Source organism: Bradyrhizobium sp. 6(2017), assembly GCF_011058295.2.
Classification (GTDB): Bacteria; Pseudomonadota; Alphaproteobacteria; order Rhizobiales; family Xanthobacteraceae; genus Bradyrhizobium; species Bradyrhizobium septentrionale.
Genome location: NZ_CP049289.2, coordinates 5,069,732 through 5,091,308 on the forward strand (window position 1 = coordinate 5,069,732; position 21,577 = coordinate 5,091,308).

The window sequence follows — 21,577 nt, forward strand, 5'->3', positions numbered from 1 at the left end:
ATTCTGCGTCAGGAGAAACAATCATGATATCTGCAGCATTTCCCTACAAAAAACAGCGGCGCCAGATCCTTGGCCTTGAGATGGCGTATGTGGAGGTTGGAAACGGCGACCCCATCGTGCTGCTGCACGGCAATCCAACCTCGTCGTACTTGTGGCGCAACGTGCTGCCGCACCTGGAGCCGTTAGGCCGCTGCATCGTCCCCGATCTGATCGGCATGGGCGACTCCGACAAGCTGCCTGACAGTGGGCCTGGCTCCTATCGGTTCGTCGAGCACCGCCGCTACCTCGACGCTCTGCTCGAGGCGCTGAATGTGCGCGAGCGCGTGACCTTGGTCATCCACGACTGGGGATCGGCCCTCGGCTTCGACTGGGCCAACCGCCACCGCGATGCCGTGAGGGGTATCGCATACATGGAAGCGATCGTGGGGCGGCAGTATTGGGACCACTGGGACAAATTCGGAATGCGGCCCGTCTTGCAGGGACTGCGTTCCGAGGCCGGCGAACAGATGGTCCTGCAAGATAATTTCTTCATCGAGAAGGTCTTGCCCGGAGCCATCCTGCGCAAGCTCTCGGACGAGGAGATGGCGGAGTACCGCCGGCCGTTCGCCGAGCCCGGCGAGGATCGGCGGCCGACGCTGACGTGGCCTCGGCAAATCCCGATCGAAGGCGATCCCGCCGACGTCACTGCGATTGTGGACGCCTATGCGAACTGGCTGAAGACCAGCCGCGTGCCGAAGCTGTTCCTGAAGGCCGAGCCCGGCGGAATCCTGGCTGACGGCAAGGTTCTTGAACTCGCCCAAAGCTTCCCGGCGCAGACCGAGGTGACGGTCAAGGGAGTCCATTTCGTCCAGGAAGATTCGCCAAACGAAATCGGGCAGGCCGTCGCTGGCTGGTTAAAGACACTGGTCTGATGGGTCGTCCAGACCGCAATACGGGGCGCGTGCGAGTGCATCAGGAAAGAAGATATGATTCAAGCAGAGCAATTTGAGGTTCTCGTCCTGGGCAGCGGGGCCGGTGGCAAGCTTATCGCATGGCACATGGCGCAATCGGGACGGCGAACCGCCGTTGTGGAGCGACGCTGGATCGGCGGCTCCTGTCCCAACATCGCCTGTATGCCGACCAAAAACCAAATCTCCAGCGCAACTACAGCGCACGTCGCGCGGCATGGCGCGCGACACGGTACAATAAGTGGGGCGGTCGCTGTCGATATGGCGCTGGTTCGTCGACGCAAGCGCGAGATGGTGGAACGCCAGGTTGCGAAACACCTTCGAATCTACCAGGAAAGCGGTGCCGAACTGATCATGGGAAGCGGCCGTTTTGTAGCGCCGATGACCCTTGAGGTGAAACTCAACGACGGCGGAACGCGAGTGCTAGCGGCCGACAAAATATTCCTCAATGTTGGAACGCATGCAGCGGTTCCGAATGTGCCTGGCCTGGAGGCGGCTCGTCCACTCACGCATATCGAGGCGCTGGAACTGGATTATGTCCCGAAGCACCTGATCGTGATCGGCGGCGGCTATTCCGGCCTTGAATTGGCACAGGCTTTTCGCCGCTTTGGCAGCGCCGTGACCGTCGTCGAGTCCGGTCCTCGCCTGATGGCGCGTGAGGATGTCGACGTCTCGGATGAGATACGGCGCGTTCTCGGCGACGAAGGTATCCAGGTTCTCGCCGGAGCCCAGTTGCTGCAAGTCGGCGGACGATCGGGAGACAAGGTTACGCTTTCCCTGCGCACCCCGTCAGGTGAGCAACAAATTGATGGCAGCGATATTCTGGTCGCGGCTGGGCGCATTCCGAACACCGCCGGAATTGGTCTGAAGGAGGCCGGCGTTGAACTGGACGGGCGTGGTTACGTCAGCGTCAACGGCAGACTGGAGACAAGTGCGCCGGATGTATGGGCAGTCGGAGAATGCGCCGGCAGTCCGCAGTTCACGCACATATCCGAAGACGATTTTCGTATCATCCGTGACAATCTCGCGGGAGGACATCGCACTACGGGCGACCGGCTGGTTCCGTATTGCATGTTCACCGATCCCCCGCTCGCCCGGGTAGGGCTCAGCGAAGGTGAAGCCAAACGCCAAGGCGTGCTCGCTCGCGTCGCAACGCTGCCGATGGATTCCGTACTTGGGGCGCAAGCTACCGATCAAAGGCAGGGCTTTATGAAAGTTGTTGTCGGCAACAACGACGATCGGATCCTCGGATTCACGATGATTGGGACCTCGGCCGGTGAAGTCATGGCTGCGGTCCAAACGGCAATGTTGGCGGGCCTTGCCTATTCAAGTCTTGCCGACGCAGATTTTGCCCACCCGACGATGGCCGAAGGGCTAAGCTCATTGTTTTCGAGCGTGCCGCCTCGTAGCGTGCCGGAGACCAAATGATGGCCGGCCGGCATCGCCGCTCCCTGTCGCGAACTCGACTCCAGTCTTGCACGCGCTGCGTTTCGGGCTAGCGACGCGGTTCAGGCGGCGCTCTTCGCCTGGCGCGGCGCGTCGGTGTTCGGCTGGACCGGTCCGAACAGGATGCGCCGCTGCATCTCGTCGAAAGCGAGATTTGCGTTCTTCTCCCGCGTGACCAGCGAGAGCAGGATCGCGACCGCAAACGACAGCGGCATGCTGATAATCGCAGGATTGCGCAGCGATACGAACCACCATTCATGCTGGATCTCGGTCAATGGCTTGCCGAGAATGTCGACCTGGATGGTCGGCGACAGATAGATCAGCACCAGGGAGCTCAGCGTGCCGACGAGGATGCTCGCAACGGCTGCAGGCGTCGTGAAGCGGCGCCAGGTGATGGCGAGTACGAGCGAGGGGAAATTCGCGGCGCAGGCGATCGAGAACGCAAGCCCCGCCATGAAGGCGACGTTCTGGCCTTCGAACGCAACGCCAAGAATGATGGCGAGGATGGAAATCAAAACGGTTGCGACGCGCGCGACCTTGAGCTGCTCGGCCTCTGAAGCGGTACCGTCCCGGATCACATTGGTCCAGACGTCGTGGCAGAGCGTTGCGACGCCCGACAGCGTCAACCCCGCGACGACGGCGAGCATCGTCGCGAAGGCGACCGCGCAGATGAAGCCGAAGAACGCATTGCCGCCGACGGTGAGCGCGAGCAGGGGCGCTGCCATGTTGCCGCCGCCTCCGGCCTTTGCCACCGCCTCGGGGCCGACCAGCACCATGGCGCCGAAGCCGATGATGAAGACCATGAGATGAAATACGCCGATCAGGCCGGTTGCATAGAGGATCGACAACCGCGCGGCCTTGGAATCCTTCACCGTATAGGCCCGCATCAGCACATGCGGCATCGCGGCGGTCCCGAACATCAGGCCGAGCCCGAGCGAGATGGCATCCCATTGGCCGGAGATCACCTTCGATCCCGGCTGCAGAACCTTGGTGCCGTATTTCTCGGACGCCGCGGCGAACAGCTTCAGCGGGTTCATGTCGAAATGGGTCAAGACGAGGAAGGCGAGCAGGATGCCGCCGCCCATCAGCAACGCAGCCTTGACCACCTGCACCCAGGTGGTCGCCAACATCCCGCCGAACAGCACATAGACCAGCATCACGCTGCCGACGATGACGACCGACCAGGTGTAGGGCAGGCCGAACAGCAGTTTGATCAGCGATCCTGTAGCGACCATTTGGGCGATCAGGTAGAACAGGATGACGGCAAGTGTACCGACGGCGCCGGCGAGGCGCACCGGGCGCTGGCGCAGGCGATAGGCCACGACGTCGGCGAAGGTGAACCGGCCGACGTTGCGCAACGGTTCGACGATCAGGAACAGAATGATCGGCCAGCCGACCAGCCAGCCGATCGAATAGATCATGCCGTCGAAGCCGTTTGAGGTGACGATGCCGGCAATTCCGAGCAAGGCGGCAGCGCTCAGGAAGTCACCCGCGAGTGCCCAGCCATTCTGCCACGGCGTGACCTGACCACCGGCGGCAAAGAAGTGCTCGGTGGTGCGCGTGCGTCGTGCGGCCCAATAGGTGATCGCCAACGTCAATGCCATGAAGGCGAAGAAGAACCCGATCGAAAGCGCGCTGCTGCCCATTTTCTCTGCTCCTTTAGCGAAGGTTGCGGATGCCGGCGTCGAACACCCGGTTCGCCCACAGCACGTAGACCAGGCAGAGCGCGAAGGACGAGATGATGACGAGCGGGCCCAGCACAATGCAGAGCGACAGGCCGGGCATCAGGATGGTGCCGAGCAGCGGTTTGTCGAACGCGAAAAGCCCCATGAAGCCGAAATAGATCACCATCATCGCGACGCTGAGAACGAGCGCGACCGTCAGCCGCTTCTTGGCCAAGGCGCCGACGCTCAACGCCGGATCGACATTGCCTGATGTAACCACCTTCATATTTGGCCCCTCAAAACTTCAGCGCGCCCTGGCTGGCGCCAATCGGAGGAGCTTCAGTCGGGCTCCGACGGAAGGGAATTATGGATTTTTGCAATCCGCCGTGCGCTGCTACGGCACGGCATCGGCCAGCGAGACCTGCATGTCGGGGTCCTGCTTCAGGGTATTTTTCAGAAACGCGCGGACGGCGCGGATGCGCGGGGCAAATTGCAGGTCGCTGTGGACATTGAGCCAGACCTCCCGAACGGTGCCGGCGAGGGCGGGCAGCACGGGTATGAGGTCGGGCCGGTCGTTTGTGGCAAAGCTCGGGAGCATCACGATGCCGAGGCCGCCCGCCGCAGCGTTCATCTGCGCGATCATGCTGTTGGAGTGGAAGGCGATTTTCGGCTCTTCGATGACGTCGGCGAGCCAGCGCACTGAATCGACCTGGACCAGGTCCTCGATGTAGGAGACGAACCAATGATCCCCGAGGTTGCGAAGGCTTGCAGGCGTGCCGTGATTGTCGAGATAGTCCTGGCTCGCGAATAGCCCGAGCCGAAACTTGCCGATGCGCTCCGAGATCAGGCCCGGACCGGGTGGCCGGAAGAAGGACACGAACAGATCGGCTTCGCGCTTATGGACGTAGACCGTCTGGGCTGATGTGACGAGTTCGACGGTGAGGTGCGGCGTGGTGCGACGCAGCTTGGCAAAGCGTTGCGCAAGGTAGAGCGAGGCGATCCCCTCCATGGTGGCGAGCCGCACGTTCCCGACGAGCTCCTGGGTGTCGCCGGCGCTGGCCTCCTCGCGAATGGCGATCACCGCGCTCTCGACCCGCTCGGCGTGACGCAGCAACCGCTCGCCGATTTCGTTGAGCTTGAGACCGGTGCGGTGGCGTTCGAACACCGCAACCCCGAGGGAAGCTTCCATCTGGGCGATGCGCCGGCTGACGGTGGAATGGTCCAGCCGCAGCCGCTTTGCTGTCTGGCTCAAATTTCCGGCGCGGGCGGCGCAGAGAAAGACCCGCAAATCGTCCCAGTTGATCGTATCGAACATGACCTGCCTCCCGATTGCGGACCTTGTCAGCAAAGCAATTCCCGTTCCAACGCCCGGCGGCTCCGATCCTTCGCAACCGACCTTGCGACAATTCCGATGCACGCCGGGAAGGCAGGGATGATACCGCTTCGCTCTCCGATCCTAGCCGGGATTTTTCGACATGCTCCCTCGTTTCAAGGCTGCCGCCGTCCACGCTGCGCCCATCTTCCTCGACAGCCGGGCGACCACCGAAAAGGCGATCGCCATCATTCGCGAGGCGGCCAGGGCCGGCGCCGAGCTGATTGCGTTTCCAGAAACCTATATTCCCGCCTTTCCGGTCTGGGCCGCGCTGTGGCCTCCGATCGACAATCACGATCTGTTCGTGCGCATGGCGGAGCAATCCGTGCTGGCGGACGGACCGGAAGTGGCGCAGCTTTGCGCCGAGGCGCGCGCCCTCGGCGTCACCGTCTCGATCGGCATCAGCGAGCGCTCGGCCGTCAGCGTCGGGGGGCTGTGGAACTCGAATCTGTTGATCGGGGAGACCGGTGAAATTCTGGTCCACCACCGCAAGCTGGTTCCGACCTTCTATGAGAAGCTGGTGTGGTCGTCGGGGGATGGTGCGGGCCTTAAGGTCGCGGAGACGCGGCAGGGCCGGATCGGCGGGTTGATCTGTGGCGAGAACACCAATCCATTGGCCCGCTTCGCGCTGATGGCGCAGGGCGAACAGGTGCACATCTCGAGCTGGCCGCCGATGTGGCCCACCAGGCGCCCGGCAAGCGGCGGCAATTTCGACAACGTCGCCGCCAACCGCATCCGGGCCAGCGCCCACTGCTTCGAAGCCAAAGTCTTCGGGATCGTGACCGCAGGCTACATGGACGACGCAATGCGTGCCTTCCTCGTTGAACGCGATCGAAGCATCGCCGACGTGATCGACCGGACGCCGCGTGCGGCGAGCTTCTTCGTCGATCCGACGGGTAACGTGTTTGGCGATCAATTGCAGGACCAGGAGGGGATCGCCTACGCAGAGATCGATCTCAATCGTTGCGTCGAGCCGAAACAGTTTCACGACGTGGTCGGTTACTACAACCGCTTCGACATCTTCGACGTGACGATCGACCGCAGCCGGCTCACCCCGGCGCGATTTCGCGACGAAGAACAGCCGATAGCGGAAGCGCAAGACGAGGCAATTCCATCCGTCGATGCCGATGCCGTGTCGAATGGGCAGCGGCGCGAGCTCAATCGCAGTCGCGCGTTTGGTTCCTGACGGCGGTTCGAGCGAATGGGCGATCGTAGGCGGCTTGGGTAGCCGCAAGCGCGTCCTGTTGCCAATACGGGGATGTATGATTACGCTTTACCCCAGGTTGGCACCCCAGCGCTCATTCGATCGGCCGGACGCTCATGCCCAAATTCCTCCGCATCGGAGTCCATCAGTCGAACGTGTCCGGATACACGTCAAAGGCATGGTGCATTCGACGGGTTGGTTCGACGGTCTTCCTGAAGTGGGGCGCCGTGGAGGTTCAGGGCGCTGGAGTCGGGCGCAAGGTCTACTGGACGTTTCCACCGCAGGAAAAAACTATTCGCTGCCGCACCGTGCAGCGTGCCCAGGACTACACGAAGGCCGCAGTCGCACGGCGGCGCAGCCATCGCTATGAGCCACTGACCGGAAACATTGCGAACCGGCGTCGAACCGCCGATCGAAGCCCGGAGCTCAAACAGGCGCTCGCCACCATCCTCTTTGTCGATATCGTCCGATCCACCGAAAAGGCCGCGCGGCTCGGCGATTCGCGCTGGGCGCAGGTGATGAATCACTATTACGCCGCCGTCCGCAGGGAGTTGAAAGCCTTGCGCGGCAAGGAAGTCGTGACGACCGGGGACGGCGTGCTGGCGACGTTCGTCGCGCCGGCCGCCGGGATCCGTTGCGCGACGGCGATCGTTGAGGCCGTGCGCACGCTGGGGCTTGAGATCAGGGTCGGACTGCACGCGGGCGAATACAAGGTGAGCGGGGCGGAGGTGATCGGTCTCGCATTCCACATCGGCGCGCGCGTCGCCGCCAAAGCCCGCGCCGGCGAAGTGCTGGTCTCGAGCGCGGTCAAGGACCTGATGCCGGAGTCAGCAATCCGCTTCAAGGATCGCGGCGCGCACCAGCTCAAGGGCGTGCCGGAGCGATGGCGGCTCTATCAGGTCGAACATTAGGCTTCAGTGTTTCGCGCTCGATTCCCGGGCGCCAACGACGAATTATCTGACGGGGTGCGCCAGACTTTCCAATTCGTCCGCGCGCTTGCCGTCGTCCGACGTCGAAGCTTCGCGGGCCGACCGGATTTTGAAACGCATGGCCGGCTGCTCGATGGCGAGCCAGGTCGCGGCTGCCGCGACGGCCGTCGTCACGATCAAGACGGCTGCGGCCGGGAAGCCTTGCCATCCGAAGGCGTGCAAGATCATCACGACGGGCACATGATGCAAATAGATGCCGTACGATACGTCATTGCCCGCGAGGAGTTTCGACAGATCGGTCCAGGTAAAGGCTGCGGAAATGACGCAGCAGGCAAGAAGGATTGTCAACGTGGTCGATTGGAGCGTCGGCGGGTGATAGAACACGATGCCGTTCTGATCGCCGACAAGGATAACCATCTCGGCATAGAGCAGGGCCCACAGGACGAACTTGCCACGGAACAGCCGATCAATTCGGGTCCAGAGCAGCGAAAATATCGCGCCTATGCCGAAAAACCAGAAATAGAACAGAGGGTTTGCAACTCGCGTGCTGTCATCCGTCGCCGTGACGGTGGCCAAATGGTGCGAATAGACGGTCACGGCGAGAACGACGGCCAGCGAAGCCCAGCGGCGGCGCATGATCGGGGGCGGAAAGATCGCGAGGACGATCAGGTAGAACCCGAGTTCGAGCTCGATGGTCCACAGCGCCGCCGTCGGCAGGAATGGCAGCGCGTCGTTCCAGGCGAAGGGGTACGGCGCCACAAGCCAACTGGCGAGGGAGTCAGAGCCCGTGGCGAGGATGACCGTCCAGTATCGAAGAAAATCCTGGCTGAGAATCGAACCGATCGGCAATGCGCCGAACGCAACGAGCAGAGCGAGAATGATTGCGAGATTGAGCCATTGCGCCGGATAGATGCGCAGGCAACGATTGCGGAGGTATGCGAGGACGTCTCCATCATTGCGAAAGAAGGTGCCGGTGATGAGGAAACCGCTGGCGATGAAGAAGATTGGCACGCCGGAGGTGTAGGCGACCAGCAGGGGCAGCGGCTTGGGCCAGGGAACCCTGAGATAGGCCGCATGCTGAAGCAATACGTTGAAGGCTGCTAACAGCCTCAGAACGTCGAAATTGCTCCTGTAGTTCACTTCGCCCTCGACCGGAGGAGAGGCACGCTTGGCGTGCGGCGCGAAGTGTGATTGATTGCGTTTGGTTGTTTCGCGCTGTGGCTACGGTTGCCGTCGAAGACTATCGCACCCTTAACGTGTGCCCCTCAAAGTCCACGCACCCGGCTCACGCGATGTGACTTTGCGCCGGCATGGTTAGCCCCGATTAACCAGCCTTTTGCATCAACCTTGCCGTTTAAGACTGTCGCAATCGGCAATAATTATTGAGTATCTTGCGGCCGGCGATTCCCGTTAAGGGACCGTGTCGCCGCTTTGGCAAATTTTCGGCGATTTTGGGGATAGTGAACCGCATGTGCGGCATCGTCGGCATTCTTGGACGCGCTCCGGTCGCGGAGCAATTGGTGGATTCGCTCAAGCGCTTGGAGTATCGCGGCTATGATTCCGCCGGTGTCGCCACGCTGGAGAATGGCAGCCTGGCGCGGCGCCGCGCCGAGGGCAAGCTGAAGAATCTGGAGACCCGGCTGGAGGCCAAGCCGCTCGGCGGCCACACCGGCATCGGCCACACCCGTTGGGCCACCCACGGCAGGCCGACCGAGAATAACGCGCATCCGCACGCCACCGAGCGCGTCGCCGTGGTGCATAACGGCATCATCGAGAATTTCCGCGAGCTGCGCGAAGGCCTCGAGGCCAAGGGCGCGGCGTTCTCGACCGAGACCGACACCGAGGTCGTGGTGCATCTGGTCGACAATCTGCTCAAGGGCGGCGTCAAGCCGATCGAGGCGGTGAGGGCGGTGCTGTCGCAGCTGCGCGGTGCGTTCGCACTCGGCTTCATCTTCGCCGGCGAGGACGATCTGATGATCGGCGCCCGCAACGGGCCGCCGCTCGCGATCGGCCATGGCGACGGCGAGATGTATCTCGGGTCGGACGCGATCGCGCTCGGGCCGTTCACCGACACGATCAGCTATCTCGAGGACGGCGACTGGGTGGTGCTGAACCGCAAGGGCGCCACGATCTACGACAAGGACAACGCCATCGTCCACCGCGAGGCGATCAAGCACCAGACCGCGACCGCCTTGGTCGACAAGGCGAACTATCGCCACTTCATGGCGAAGGAGATCCACGAGCAGCCCGAAGTGGTCGGGCACACGCTCGCCCGTTACGTCGACATGGCGACCGAACGCGTCACCATGCCGGTCAAGCTGCCGTTCGATTTCAAGGATATCCAGCGCATCTCGATCACGGCCTGCGGCACCGCGAGCTATGCCGGCTTTGTCGCAAAATACTGGCTGGAAAAGCTCGCGCGGCTACCGGTCGAGCTCGATGTCGCGTCCGAATTCCGTTACCGCGAGGCGCCGCTGCGCAAGGGCGATCTTGCGATCTTCATCTCGCAGTCCGGCGAGACCGCCGACACGCTGGCGGCGCTGCGCTATGCCAAGTCGCAGGGCGCGCACACGCTGTCGGTCGTCAACGTGCCGACCTCGACGATCGCGCGCGAGAGCGAGACTGTGCTGCAGACGCTGGCCGGTCCCGAGATCGGCGTCGCCTCGACCAAGGCCTTCACCTGCCAGCTGATGGTGCTGGCCTCGCTCGCGGTCGCCGCCGGCAAGGCGCGCGGCGAGCTGTCCGATGCCGACGAGGCCAAGCTGGTGCATGGCCTGGTCGAGATCCCGCGCCTGATGTCGGAAGCGCTCACCACCGAAGTGCAGATCGAGAAGCTGGCGCGCGAGATCTCGAAGTCGCGCGACGTGCTCTATCTCGGCCGCGGCACCAGCTATCCGCTGGCGCTGGAAGGCGCGCTGAAGCTGAAGGAAATCTCCTACATCCATGCCGAAGGCTACGCCGCCGGCGAGCTCAAGCACGGGCCGATCGCGCTGATCGACGAGCACATGCCGGTGGTGGTGATCGCGCCCTACGACAAGGTGTTCGAGAAGACCGTCTCCAACATGCAGGAGGTCGCCGCCCGCGGCGGCAAGATCATCCTGATGACCGACGCCAAGGGCGCGGCGGAGGCCACCATCCAGTCGCTGGTGACGATCGTGATGCCGGACATGGGGGCGACCTTCGCGCCGATCGTCTATGCCGTTCCGGTGCAGCTATTGGCCTATCATACCGCCGTGGTGATGGGCACCGACGTCGATCAGCCCCGGAATCTGGCCAAATCGGTCACGGTCGAATAGCCGCAAGCCGCGGCTTCACGTGGCCCTTCAAAAATGCGTCAGAATGGCTTAGCTGGGTGTTGGACTACGGCCGCTTCGACGACCTAGGAACCGCAATGACTTCCAACAAAGTGCCTCCCCCCGCGCCAGGTGACCTGCCCCCCGACGCTCCCCGAGGGCTGATGGCGCGGTTTCGCAACTATTTCCTGACCGGCCTGGTGGTGGCCGGGCCGATCGCGATCACCTTCTATCTGACCTGGTGGTTCGTGAACTGGGTCGACAATCTGGTCCGGCCGTTCGTGCCGACGGCCTACCGGCCGGAAACCTACCTGCCGTTCGGGCTGCCCGGTTCCGGCCTGATCGTCGCCGTCATCGCGCTGACGCTGCTGGGCTTCCTCACCGCCAATCTGATCGGGCGAACCCTGGTCGATCTGGGCGAGCGGCTGCTCGGGCGGATTCCGGCGGTGCGGGCGATCTATCGCGGCCTGAAGCAAGTGTTCGAGACGCTGTTCTCCGGCAACGGCTCGAGCTTCCGCCGCGTCGGCCTGGTCGAGTTTCCGTCGCCCGGGATGTGGTCGATCGTGCTGATCTCGCAGGCGCCGAACGCCGAGCTCGCGACCAGCCTGCCCGGCGAGGAGGAGCATATTTCGGTGTTTTTGCCGTGCGCGCCGAACCCGACCACCGGGTTCTTCTTCTACGTGCCGAAGAGCAAGATCATCGAAATCGAGATGAGCACCGAGGACGCCGCGACGCTGATCATGTCGTGCGGCGTGGTGCAGCCCGGCGGCGCCAACGATCAGAAGCGCGCCGCGGCGCTCGCCGGCATGGCCAATGCCGCGCGCATCGCCAACCAGGCCTCGCTGCAGCCCGCCACACAGCCCGCGCCGGCGAAGGTGGAGTAGGACCCCTCCGCTCTTTCGACGTCATTGCGAGGAGCTTCATCCCGCGCCGATCAGCGGCACGGTCTCGTCGCGTTCGTAGAGATAGAGCAGGGCGCGCAGCGCCTCGCCGCGCTCGCCCTTCAGCTTCGGATTGTCCTTCATGATCCGCAGCGCCTCGTCGCGGGCCTGGGTGATCAGCTGGCCGTGCACCTCGGAGCGCGCAATGCGGTAGCCGGGCAGGCCGCTCTGGCGGATCCCGAGCACGTCGCCTTCGCCGCGCAGCTTCAGATCCTCCTCGGCGATCCGGAATCCGTCGGTGGTCTCGCGGATCACTTTCAGCCGCGCCTTCGACATCTCGCCGAGCGGCTCCTTGTAGAGCAACAGGCAGGTCGAGGCCTCCGAGCCGCGGCCGATGCGGCCGCGCAGCTGATGCAGTTGCGCCAGACCAAAACGCTCGGCGTTCTCGATCACCATGATGGTCGCGGCCGGCACGTCGACGCCGACCTCGACGACGGTCGTTGCGACCAGGAGGCCGATCTCGTGCGCGGCGAATTGCGCCATCACGCGATCCTTCTCGGTGCCCTTCATCTGGCCGTGCACGAGGCCGACGCGATCGCCGAACCGCTTTTGCAAGCTCTCGAACCGCTCGGTCGCGTTGGTGAGGTGCTCGGTACCTTCGGCCTCCGATTCATCGACCAGCGGGCAGATCCAGTAGACCAGCTTGCCCGCATCGAGCGCGCGGCCGACGCCGTCCATCACATCCTCGATCCGGCTCATCGGCACCGCGCGGGTGTCGATCGGCTGGCGTCCGGCCGGCTTTTCGCGCAGCTCCGAGACGTCCATGTCGCCAAAATATGTCAGCACCAGCGTGCGCGGGATCGGGGTCGCGCTCAGCACCAGCACGTCGACGGCCTCGCCCTTGGAGGTCAGCGCAAGCCGCTCGCGCACGCCAAAACGATGCTGCTCGTCGACCACGGCGAGCGCCAGCGCCTTGTAGATCACATCGTCCTGGATCAGCGCATGCGTGCCGACCAGGAGATCGATCTCGCCGGCCTCCAGCCGCTCTAGGAGCTCGCGGCGCTCCTTGCCTTTCTCGCGGCCGGTGAGGATCGCAACCCGCATGCCGGCGCGTTCGGCGAGCGGCGCGATGGTCTTGATGTGCTGGCGCGCCAGAATTTCGGTCGGCGCCATCAGCGCGGCCTGCTTGCCGGCTTCCGCGACCGCTGCGGCGGCAAGCAGCGCCACCACGGTCTTGCCGGAACCGACATCGCCCTGCACGAGCCGCAACATCCGCACCGGCTGTTGCAGGTCTGCGATGATCGCGGCCACCGCCTCCTGCTGCGATTTGGTCAGCGCATAGGGCAGGGCATCGATGATCTTCTTGCGCAGATGGCCGTCGCCGGCATTGCGGACGCCGGCGGGACGGCGCAACGTCGCGCGGATCAGCGCCAGCGCGAGCTGACCGGCGAGCAGTTCGTCGAAGGCGAGCCGCGACCAGAACGGGCCGTCGGGCAGGATGTCGGTCAGCTCGACCGGAACATGGACGCGGGTCAGCGCCTCCCGGATCGGCGGGAAGTTGCAGCGGCGCAGCACTTCGGGGCTGATCCATTCCGGCAGATCCGGCAGCTTGGTCAGCGCCTGCGCGATGGCGCGGCGGAGCGAGCCGATCGCAAGCCCCTCGGTCAGCGGATAGACGGGGTCGATACCAGACAGTTTTGCAAAGCCGGCTTCATCGACCACGCGATCGGGATGCACGATCTGCGGGATGCCGTCATACATCGCCAGCGTGCCGGAGACGTAGCGCTTCTCGCCGACCGGCAGCAGCTTCTCGACATAGCCGGGCTGGGCGCGGAAGAAGGTCAGGACGACGTCGCCGGTGTCGTCGCTGGCATAGACGAGGTAGGGCGCGCGCGAATTGCGCGGCGGCGGCGGGCGATGGCGGTCGACGGTGACCTCCAGCGTCACCATGGTTCCGACCGCGGCGTCGCGGATCTTCGGCCGGGCGCGGCGATCGATCACGCTCGCCGGCAGATGCAGCAGGAGATCGACCAGCCGCGGCGTCTCGCTGCGGTCGAGCAGATAACGCAGCAGCTTGTCCTGCTTCGGGCCGACCCCTTGCAGGGTCGTGACCTGGGCAAACAGCGGATTGAGCAGGCTGGGGCGCATCGGTGTCCTTTACACACGACTCACGTCATGCGCGGGCTTGACCCGCGCATCCATCTTCACAAGAGGATGGATTGCCGGGTCAAGCCCGGGCAATGACGGCATGCGCCATAAGCACCCCAAAGAGCCGCTAAAGAGGGCTGACATCGGCCATCGCCGTCGCTATATCAGGGCCCGCCCGGCACGTCCGGGCTTTTGGCGTTCGATGGATTTTGGGACATGACGGGATCGACACGATCAAGCAACGGGCTCGATGATCGCCGCAAGCGGCTTTTGTTTCGCTGCTGGCATCGCGGCACCCGGGAGATGGACCTGATCCTCGGCCGCTTTGCCGACGCGACCATTGCCGATCTGTCCGATCAGGAGCTCGGCGAGCTCGAGCACCTGATCGAGGTGCCGGATCCCGACCTCTATGCGGCGCTGACCGGCGACAAGGTGCTGCCGGTCGAATACGCGACCGCGCTGTTTGCCCGCATCAAGGCGTTCCGGGTGGCGGATCACGGCGCATGAAACAGCCGATGAAATCTCCGGCCGCGATGCTCGCGCCTGGCCGGGTGCTGACCATCGCCAATGTCGCCGAGGGCGCCGAGGGGCTCGTCATCTCGGATCTGGCGCGCGCCATCGCCGCGCAACCGAAGCGGCCGGCGGTCAGCCTCGCCGTGGTGTGCCGCGACGGCGCGCGGATGCAACAGCTCGCCCGCGCGCTGGAATTCTTCGCGCCCGACATCGCCGTGATGCAGGTTCCGGCCTGGGACTGCCAGCCCTATGACCGCGTCTCGCCGCATTCCGGCATTCTGGCGCAACGTCTGACTGCGCTGGCAAAACTGTCGCGGCTGGTGGGCAGCGACAAGCCGCTGATCGTGCTGACCACCGTGAACGCGGCTGTGCAGCGGGTGCCGGCGCGCGGGCTGGTCGCAGCCCAAGCGCTGTCGGTCGCGCCCGGCAATGTGGTGCCGATGGATTCGGTCGTGGCCTGGCTCGAGCACAATGGCTACACCCGCTCGTCCACGGTGCGCGAACCCGGCGAATACGCCGTGCGCGGCGGCATCCTCGATTTGTTTCCGGCCGGCCTCGACCAGCCTGTTCGATTCGACTTCTTCGGCGACAGCCTGGAATCGATCCGCACCTTCGATGCCGAGACCCAGCGCACGCTGCTCGACATGCGCGGGCTCGACCTCGTGCCGGTCTCGGAATTCCAGCTCACCACCGAAACCATCCGCCGCTTCCGCATGGGCTATGTCGCGGCGTTCGGGGCGCCGGAGCGCGACGATCAGCTCTATGAAGCGGTCTCGGAAGGACGCCGCCATCCCGGCATGGAGCACTGGCTGCCCCTGTTCCAGGAGCGGATGGACACGCTGTTCGACTATCTCGACGGCGCCGCAATCGCGATCGAGCCGCAGGCCGAGGACGCCGCGCGCGAGCGCTTCACGCAAATCGCCGACTATTACGAGGCGCGGCGCGAGGCGCTGGAGCATCCGGGCAGCGGCGCGATCTACAAGCCGCTGCCGCCGGACCAGCTCTATCTGACCGAGGCCGAATGGACAAAACTGCTCGGTGACGCGCCGCTGGCGCGGCTGACGCCGTTCGCGGTGCCCGAAGGCTCGCCCGACATGTTCGACGCCGGCGCGCGGCAGGGCCGCAATTTCGCGCCGGAGCGCACCGACGGCAACGTCAACGTGTTCGAAGCCGTGGTCGGTCACATCGGCGCGTTGCAGTCGCAGCGCAAGAAGGTCATCGTCGCGCTGTGGAGCGAAGGCTCGCGCGACCGCATGGGCGCGATGCTGCGCGACCACAAGCTGCTCAACACCACCAGCGTCAACACCTGGCGGGTCGTGCAGGCGACGCCGCGCAACGAGACCATGCTGGCCGTGGTCGGCATGGAGTCCGGCTTCGAGACCGATGAATTCGCCGTCATCAGCGAGCAGGACATTCTCGGCGACCGTCTGGTGCGGCCGCGCAAGGCGAGCCGCAAGCTCGACAATTTCATCTCGGAGGTGACGAGCCTGGCGACCGGCGATCTCGTCGTGCATGTCGAGCACGGCATCGGCCGCTTCGTCGGGCTGCAGACGCTGGAGGTCTCCGGCGCGCCGCATGACTGTCTCGAGCTGCACTATGCGGCGGAGACAAAGCTGTTCCTGCCGGTCGAGAACATCGAGCTGCTGTCGCGCTACGGCTCCGACAGCGCCAATGTCGAGCTTGATCGCCTCGGCGGCGGCGGCTGGCAGGCGCGCAAGGCGAAGCTGAAGAACCGCATCCGCGAGATCGCGGGCGAATTGATCAAGATCGCCGCTGAGCGCCAGCTGCACGAGGCGCCGAAATTCCCGCTGCAGCCGCATGTTTATGACGAGTTCTGCGCGCGCTTCCCATACGAAGAGACCGAGGATCAGTTAGGGGCCATCACCTCGACCCTGAAGGACCTCGAGATCGGCCGTCCGATGGACCGGCTGATCTGCGGCGACGTCGGTTTCGGCAAGACCGAGGTGGCATTGCGCGCGGCATTCGCCGTGGCGCTGGAGGGCAAGCAGGTTGCGGTCGTGGTGCCGACCACGCTGTTGGCGCGCCAGCACTCGCGCACCTTCACCGAGCGTTTCCGCGGCTTCCCGGTCAACATCGCGCAGGCGTCGCGGCTGGTGTCGACCAAGGAGTTGAACCAGGTCAAGAAGGGGCTCACCGACGGCCAGGTCGACATCGTGGTCGGCACCCACGCGCTGCTCGGCAAGGCCATCAAGTTCAAGGATCTGGGTCTTCTGATCGTCGACGAGGAGCAGCATTTCGGCGTCAGCCACAAGGAGCGGCTGAAGCAGCTGCGCGCCCAGGTGCACGTGCTGACGCTGTCGGCGACCCCGATCCCGCGCACCCTTCAATTGGCTTTGACGGGCGTGCGCGAGCTCTCGATCATTGCCTCGCCGCCGGTCGATCGCCTGGCGGTGCGAACCTTCGTCGCGCCGCACGATCCGTTGATGATTCGCGAGGCGCTGCTGCGCGAGCGTTATCGCGGCGGCCAGGCGTTCTATGTCGTGCCGCGGATCGAGGACCTCGCCGGCGTCAAGGATTTCCTCGACAAGAACGTGCCGGAGATGAAGGTCGCGGTCGCCCACGGCCAGATGCCGCCGACCGTGATTGAGGACATCATGTCGGCGTTCTACGACGGCAAATACGACGTCCTGCTCTCGACCACGATCGTCGAGTCCGGTCTCGATATTCCGAACGCCAACACGCTGATCGTGCACCGCGCCGACATGTTCGGCCTGGCCCAGCTCTACCAGCTGCGCGGCCGCGTCGGCCGCTCCAAGCTGCGCGCCTATGCGCTGTTCACCTTGCCGGCGCAGCAGAAGATCACGGCGCAGGCCGAGCGTCGGCTCAAGGTGCTGCAGTCGCTTGAGACGTTGGGCGCCGGCTTCCAGCTCGCCTCGCACGACCTCGACATCCGCGGCGCCGGCAATTTGCTGGGCGAGGAGCAATCCGGCCACATCAAGGAAGTCGGCTTCGAGCTGTACCAGTCGATGCTGGAGGAAGCGATCGTCAACCTCAAGGCCGGCGTCGCCGAGCCCGCCGCCGACCGCTGGTCGCCGCAGATCACGATCGGCATGCCGGTCCTGATCCCCGAGGACTATGTCAACGATCTCAGCGTGCGGCTCTCGCTCTATCGCCGGCTCGCCGATCTCGAGACCGACGAGGAGATCGACAATTTCGCCGCCGAGATGCGCGATCGCTTCGGCGTGCTGCCCGACGAGGTCCGCTATCTCTTCAAGGTCGCGGCGATCAAGGCCTATTGCCGCAGGGCCAATGTCGGGAAGGTCGACGCCGGCCCGAAGGGCGCGGTGATCGCGTTCCGCGACAACAGCTTTGCGCATCCGGAGCGGCTGGTGTCGTTCATCCGTCAGCACGGCCAGGCCGCCAAGGTGCGGCCCGACATGAAGGTGGTGTTCTTCCAGGAATGGGATACGCCGGAAGAGCGGCTCGCCGGCACCACCGAGATCCTGCGCCAACTCGCCAATCTCGCGGAGAGCAAGAAGGCGGCGTAGGCCACGACCAATCCGCGTCACTGCCGAGCGAAGCGCGCCAAGACCGGACGCAGAAGTGAACTGAACAGCAGACGCAGGCAACATGGTGGACGACGCGAAGGTTCGAGCTCGCTAGTGCCATTGCGGTGCGGGACTTTCGCTGTCAGCCGATGACCGCTGGGCAAGGCTCTCGCCTAGAAGCAAACCGTTTGCAGCTAGGCCGTGAATCCAGGGCCTGCCAAGGCGGACGGCTTGCCAAGGTCCGCTGTGCACCCTTAGCGACCAAATTCTGCAGGGCAGCTAAATGACGCAATGGGCCAAACTCGGAGATGAGCCGAGCCCGGCACTCGCGTCGAATGATTTAGTCGACCGACCGGGCTTTGAGTTCATCTTCTCCGAGGCGGCTAATCGTCGCTCTGCGACTGCCGATTGTGCATGCTTGCCCCACACAATTGCGCGTAGTGTGCGGACGTTCCGGAAGCGATGCCCTTGCGCATATTTTGACGGTCAGAGGAGATCTCACCCATGGTGCAGAGCGGGATTTCCCGTCGTCGATTTGTTCAAACAACTGCCGCTAGTTCGTTGGCGCTCGCTGGAATAGGCCGCGGTCGTCCCGCGAGCGCTCAATCGACAAAGCCGAACATCGTCTTCATCCTGGCGGATGACCTCGGCTACGCGGATTTGAGCTGCTACGGTCAGCGAGATTATACGACACCGAACATAGATCGGCTTGCAACCGAGGGATTGAAATTCACGCAAGCGTACTCCAATTCGCCTGACTGCTCTTCGACGCGCACGGCGTTGATCACGGGGCGCTATCAAGCTCGCTTGCCGCTTGGGCTCGAAGAGCCCCTTACTCCTTTAACTCCCAAAGAAATCGGCCTGGCGCCAAACCATCCCACCTTGCCGTCACTACTGAAGAAGGCGGGATATGGCACGACGCTAGTCGGAAAATGGCACCTTGGCGATCTGCCGGATTTCAGTCCGCTGAAGAGCGGCTATGACCAGTTCTTCGGGATACTCGGCTGCTGCGCCGATTATTTCAATCATGGAGCGGAGGCTTCCCGAGCCTACGTGTTACCGATCCCCGGACTTGCGCATCAACTCTACGAGCAGGAAGTGCCGGTTGAGCGTCACGGTTACATGACGAATCTACTCGGCGATCGAGCCGTGCAAACTGTTGAAGGCTACGCCAAGTCAAAAGAGCCGTTTCTGCTGAGTCTGCATTTCACCGCGCCGCATTGGCCATGGGAAGGGCCGGATGACGAGGCAGAGTCGAAGCGGATCAGGAACATTCTTGACCGCGACGGCGGCTCGCAGAAGACCTACGCCGCGATGGTGCAAAGTCTGGACACCAATATAGGCCGTGTGCTGCAGGCGCTCGAAGCGAGCGGTCTATCTAGCAACACCATTGTCATCCTCACCAGCGACAACGGCGGTGAACGTTTCTCTAACGTTTGGCCATTCTCCGGCATGAAACATGAACTCCTCGAAGGTGGCATTCGCGTTCCGGCCATTGTGCGCTGGCCCGGCCGGATCCTGCCCGGAGTGGTGTGCGAACAGGTCATGATAACGATGGACTGGATGCCGACCTTGCTTGCTGCCGTCGGCACGTCGCCGGACGCGGCTTATCCATCCGACGGTGAGGACCTCGGACAAGTTTTGATTGGCAGCGCGGGGCCGCATCCCCGGAAGTTGTGTTGGCGCTATAAGGCGGGATCGCAGCGCGCCATCCGCGACGGCGACCGGAAATATCTGCGGATAGCGGGAAACGAGTTTCTCTTCGATGTGGTGAGAGACCCGCGTGAGCGGGCCAATCTCAAGGACCGGGAGAAAGACGTCTTCGAACGGCTGAAAGGTGACTGGGAGGGGTGGAACGCAACGATGCTACCAGAACGGTCGCGGCCGGCGTCTTTTACCCACACTGGCAACTTCGTTGCTGACCACTATGGCGTCACTAACCCGGTGCCAACGCCTCCTCCGACAAGTGCCCCCACGAAGTAATCAATGATTTGGAAGATCTGCGCGGCCGTCGCGCCGACCGCACGATGGTCGATCTCCGCCTGGAAATGCGATGTCCGTTTCGGGTCATTCGCGACCGAGTCGAGGCAGTAGCGAATCCGGTCATGTCCGCCGTTCTGCGAAAGCGGAAGTAAATTCAAAGCATTAGTCTAGCGACACGCCATGGGCGTTACGGGCGCGCCGCGAGACGTGATTCAATCCCTGAAGCTGGAGCCTCGAATCATATGCTACAAACTCAGCGATTGCGGATGGACCACCATTAAACCGATGCTCGCCGAACAAGTCGCATCGAACGGTTCTTCAACCAGATTAAGCAATGTCGGCATGTTGCGGACCCGACACGACAAGCGCGCCGCCAACTATCTGGCGTACATCAAGCTCGCATCAATCCGCGTTTGGCTGCGCGCTAATGAAGTCCTCGCTCTACGACGCCGCCCGCTCCGGCGTCCCGAACAGACGCCCGAGCAGTGACATCGCGGAATCGGTCGGCAACAGCGTTGCGACGCTGACATCCGGCTCGGATCTGACGTCGCGGCGGCCGTTCTGGGTGTGACGCATCACGCTCGCCAGCCGCCGCGTGATCGCCTGCGCGTTGCGCAGATCGGTGCCGGCGAACGCCACCACGATCGAGCGGTCGTCATGCACCGCGCCGAAATCGGTCTGACGCATCAGCCGGCTGATGATCCGCGCGCCGTCGAGTTGCGCGCGGGGCTGCGCGTTGTCGAAGGTGAACCGCGCCACCGAAAGCGCTCCGCCGCGGTCGGCGGTCTGGTAGACGGCGGTCGCAAAATCGCGCTCGAACGCGGCCTTGGTGAGCAGGCCGGTGCGGGCGTCGATCAGGCCCTTGGCGTCGATCGCGCGCAGCATGCGGCCGAGCCGCGCCTCGAAGGCGTGCTGCCGGATCATCGGCAACACCATGTCGGCGACGCGCGTCGGCCCGGCCGTGACGATCTCGAGATTAGGCAGTTCGTAGCGCGGCGTAAGCTCGGCCGAGGCGACGATCACAGGCAGCGGACGAAAGCGGACGTCCTCGGTCAAGACAGTCAGGAAGGCATCCATCACGCGCGGTGTAAAGCCTTCGGCCAGCACGATGCCATCGATATCGCGGTTGCTGAGATGCTTGGCGGCGGCCTCAATGCTGAGCGCCCCGACCACGCCGGCGCGTTCGCCGAGCGCAACCGACAGCGTCGGATATGCGCCGCCGCGGCCGATCAACAGCGCAGTGGCTTCCCCGACCGGATCGATATCCGTGAGTGCGACCGGGGTCGGCGGAACCAGGCGGCGCATCACCGTCGCATGCAGCGCGCGTACGCGCAGGCTGGCGTTGAGCCGGGCGGTCAGGCGATCCGGCAGGCCCGGCTTCTGGAAGAATGCGATCGCGGTGTCGGGCAGGGTGGTCGCGGGATCGACCGCGATCAGCGGCAGATAAGGCGCGCGGGCGGCGGCGCGCCTGGCGAGGCCGGACAGGGTGACGAAATCGACGCCCTCGGCGGCCGCGATGATCGCTGCCGGCTTGACCTGCTCGATGGCCCGTTCGGCGTCGCTCCAGTCGGTGACCACGACCGGGAACAGCTTGGTCTCATCGAGGACCGCGGCAAACGGCGGCCTGGCTGCCGCCGATACGATCAGGACCGGACCTTGTTGGGACATTCGAACGCTCGAAACCAATG

At 63.9% G+C, this 21,577-nt stretch carries 15 protein-coding genes and 1 pseudogene; 10 read left to right on the forward strand and 6 right to left on the reverse strand.

The annotated features are described in order from the left end of the window. Positions 1-23: 23 nt before the first annotated feature. Both G6P99_RS23675 and G6P99_RS23680 read left to right on the forward strand, forming a co-directional pair. The gene (locus G6P99_RS23675; protein WP_029081896.1) at positions 24-911 is read left to right on the forward strand and encodes a haloalkane dehalogenase; all 888 of its coding nucleotides are present in this window, start codon (positions 24-26) and stop codon (positions 909-911) included. Between the two features lie 54 nt (positions 912-965). Then, positions 966-2,375 (forward strand): FAD-dependent oxidoreductase, encoded by a 1,410-nt coding sequence (locus tag G6P99_RS23680; RefSeq protein ID WP_029081895.1) that lies wholly within the window; start codon positions 966-968, stop codon positions 2,373-2,375. An 80-nt stretch (positions 2,376-2,455) separates the two neighbouring features. On the opposite strand, the gene G6P99_RS23685 is transcribed toward G6P99_RS23680, so the two are convergent. From G6P99_RS23685 to G6P99_RS23695, 3 genes are all read right to left on the reverse strand, one after another. Then, entirely contained in the window at positions 2,456-4,039 is a 1,584-nt protein-coding gene (locus tag G6P99_RS23685; RefSeq protein ID WP_029081894.1) for a solute symporter family protein, read from the reverse strand. A gap of 13 nt (positions 4,040-4,052) precedes the next feature. After that, positions 4,053-4,343, reverse strand: a complete 291-nt coding sequence (locus G6P99_RS23690; protein WP_051346409.1) for a DUF485 domain-containing protein — start codon at positions 4,341-4,343, stop codon at positions 4,053-4,055. Between the two features lie 108 nt (positions 4,344-4,451). After that, positions 4,452-5,372 carry a LysR family transcriptional regulator gene (locus G6P99_RS23695; RefSeq protein WP_165123577.1) on the reverse strand — a complete coding sequence of 307 codons (921 nt, stop codon included), beginning with the start codon at positions 5,370-5,372 and terminating at the stop codon, positions 4,452-4,454. A 160-nt stretch (positions 5,373-5,532) separates the two neighbouring features. Here G6P99_RS23695 and G6P99_RS23700 point away from each other — a divergent pair, with 160 nt between their 5' ends. Both G6P99_RS23700 and G6P99_RS23705 read left to right on the forward strand, forming a co-directional pair. Continuing rightward, positions 5,533-6,615 carry a carbon-nitrogen hydrolase family protein gene (locus tag G6P99_RS23700; protein WP_029081891.1) on the forward strand — a complete coding sequence of 361 codons (1,083 nt, stop codon included), beginning with the start codon at positions 5,533-5,535 and terminating at the stop codon, positions 6,613-6,615. 134 nt (positions 6,616-6,749) lie between these two features. Next, positions 6,750-7,544, forward strand: coding sequence for an adenylate/guanylate cyclase domain-containing protein (locus G6P99_RS23705; protein WP_029081890.1), 795 nt, complete (start codon positions 6,750-6,752; stop codon positions 7,542-7,544). Between the two features lie 42 nt (positions 7,545-7,586). On the opposite strand, the gene G6P99_RS23710 is transcribed toward G6P99_RS23705, so the two are convergent. Then, the gene (locus G6P99_RS23710; protein ID WP_084518508.1) at positions 7,587-8,702 is read right to left on the reverse strand and encodes an acyltransferase family protein; all 1,116 of its coding nucleotides are present in this window, start codon (positions 8,700-8,702) and stop codon (positions 7,587-7,589) included. 329 nt (positions 8,703-9,031) lie between these two features. On the opposite strand from G6P99_RS23710, the gene glmS reads away from it, so the two are divergent. Further along, on the forward strand, positions 9,032-10,858 hold the full coding sequence (gene glmS, locus G6P99_RS23715) for a glutamine--fructose-6-phosphate transaminase (isomerizing) (RefSeq protein ID WP_029081888.1): 1,827 nt from the start codon (positions 9,032-9,034) through the stop codon (positions 10,856-10,858). Between the two features lie 95 nt (positions 10,859-10,953). After that, entirely contained in the window at positions 10,954-11,739 is a 786-nt protein-coding gene (locus G6P99_RS23720; RefSeq protein ID WP_029081887.1) for a DUF502 domain-containing protein, read from the forward strand. Between the two features lie 36 nt (positions 11,740-11,775). Here G6P99_RS23720 and recG read toward each other — a convergent pair whose 3' ends face one another. Beyond that, complete coding sequence (gene recG, locus G6P99_RS23725) at positions 11,776-13,884, reverse strand: ATP-dependent DNA helicase RecG (RefSeq protein ID WP_029081886.1); 2,109 nt, start codon at positions 13,882-13,884, stop codon at positions 11,776-11,778. A gap of 216 nt (positions 13,885-14,100) precedes the next feature. Here recG and G6P99_RS23730 point away from each other — a divergent pair, with 216 nt between their 5' ends. The 4 genes and pseudogenes from G6P99_RS23730 to G6P99_RS23745 all read left to right on the forward strand — a co-directional run. After that, a complete protein-coding gene (locus G6P99_RS23730) occupies positions 14,101-14,391 on the forward strand; it encodes a succinate dehydrogenase assembly factor 2 (protein ID WP_029081885.1) in 291 nt (96 codons plus the stop codon). After that, the gene (mfd, locus tag G6P99_RS23735; RefSeq protein ID WP_029081884.1) at positions 14,388-17,906 is read left to right on the forward strand and encodes a transcription-repair coupling factor; all 3,519 of its coding nucleotides are present in this window, start codon (positions 14,388-14,390) and stop codon (positions 17,904-17,906) included. Before G6P99_RS23730 ends, mfd begins: the two co-directional genes overlap by 4 nt. A gap of 504 nt (positions 17,907-18,410) precedes the next feature. Then, entirely contained in the window at positions 18,411-19,889 is a 1,479-nt protein-coding gene (locus G6P99_RS23740; protein WP_029081883.1) for a sulfatase family protein, read from the forward strand. Positions 19,890-20,179: 290 nt separating this feature from the next. Further along, a pseudogene (locus G6P99_RS23745) lies at positions 20,180-20,378 on the forward strand (hypothetical protein); the annotation flags it as partial. Here G6P99_RS23745 and G6P99_RS23750 read toward each other — a convergent pair. Then, on the reverse strand, positions 20,331-21,557 hold the full coding sequence (locus tag G6P99_RS23750; RefSeq protein WP_165123579.1) for a GGDEF domain-containing protein: 1,227 nt from the start codon (positions 21,555-21,557) through the stop codon (positions 20,331-20,333). The pseudogene G6P99_RS23745 and the gene G6P99_RS23750 overlap by 48 nt on opposite strands. Positions 21,558-21,577: the final 20 nt, after the last annotated feature.

Coding starts and splice junctions, on each gene's coding strand:
- mfd (WP_029081884.1), top strand. CDS start 14,388: ATGAAACAGCCGATGAAATCTCCGGCCGCGATGCTCGCGCCTGGCCGG.
- G6P99_RS23675 (WP_029081896.1), top strand. CDS start 24: ATGATATCTGCAGCATTTCCCTACAAAAAACAGCGGCGCCAGATCCTT.
- G6P99_RS23680 (WP_029081895.1), top strand. CDS start 966: ATGATTCAAGCAGAGCAATTTGAGGTTCTCGTCCTGGGCAGCGGGGCC.
- G6P99_RS23720 (WP_029081887.1), top strand. CDS start 10,954: ATGACTTCCAACAAAGTGCCTCCCCCCGCGCCAGGTGACCTGCCCCCC.
- G6P99_RS23695 (WP_165123577.1), bottom strand. CDS start 5,372: ATGTTCGATACGATCAACTGGGACGATTTGCGGGTCTTTCTCTGCGCC.
- G6P99_RS23685 (WP_029081894.1), bottom strand. CDS start 4,039: ATGGGCAGCAGCGCGCTTTCGATCGGGTTCTTCTTCGCCTTCATGGCA.
- G6P99_RS23750 (WP_165123579.1), bottom strand. CDS start 21,557: ATGTCCCAACAAGGTCCGGTCCTGATCGTATCGGCGGCAGCCAGGCCG.
- recG (WP_029081886.1), bottom strand. CDS start 13,884: ATGCGCCCCAGCCTGCTCAATCCGCTGTTTGCCCAGGTCACGACCCTG.
- G6P99_RS23730 (WP_029081885.1), top strand. CDS start 14,101: ATGACGGGATCGACACGATCAAGCAACGGGCTCGATGATCGCCGCAAG.
- G6P99_RS23740 (WP_029081883.1), top strand. CDS start 18,411: ATGGTGCAGAGCGGGATTTCCCGTCGTCGATTTGTTCAAACAACTGCC.
- glmS (WP_029081888.1), top strand. CDS start 9,032: ATGTGCGGCATCGTCGGCATTCTTGGACGCGCTCCGGTCGCGGAGCAA.
- G6P99_RS23700 (WP_029081891.1), top strand. CDS start 5,533: ATGCTCCCTCGTTTCAAGGCTGCCGCCGTCCACGCTGCGCCCATCTTC.
- G6P99_RS23705 (WP_029081890.1), top strand. CDS start 6,750: ATGCCCAAATTCCTCCGCATCGGAGTCCATCAGTCGAACGTGTCCGGA.
- G6P99_RS23690 (WP_051346409.1), bottom strand. CDS start 4,343: ATGAAGGTGGTTACATCAGGCAATGTCGATCCGGCGTTGAGCGTCGGC.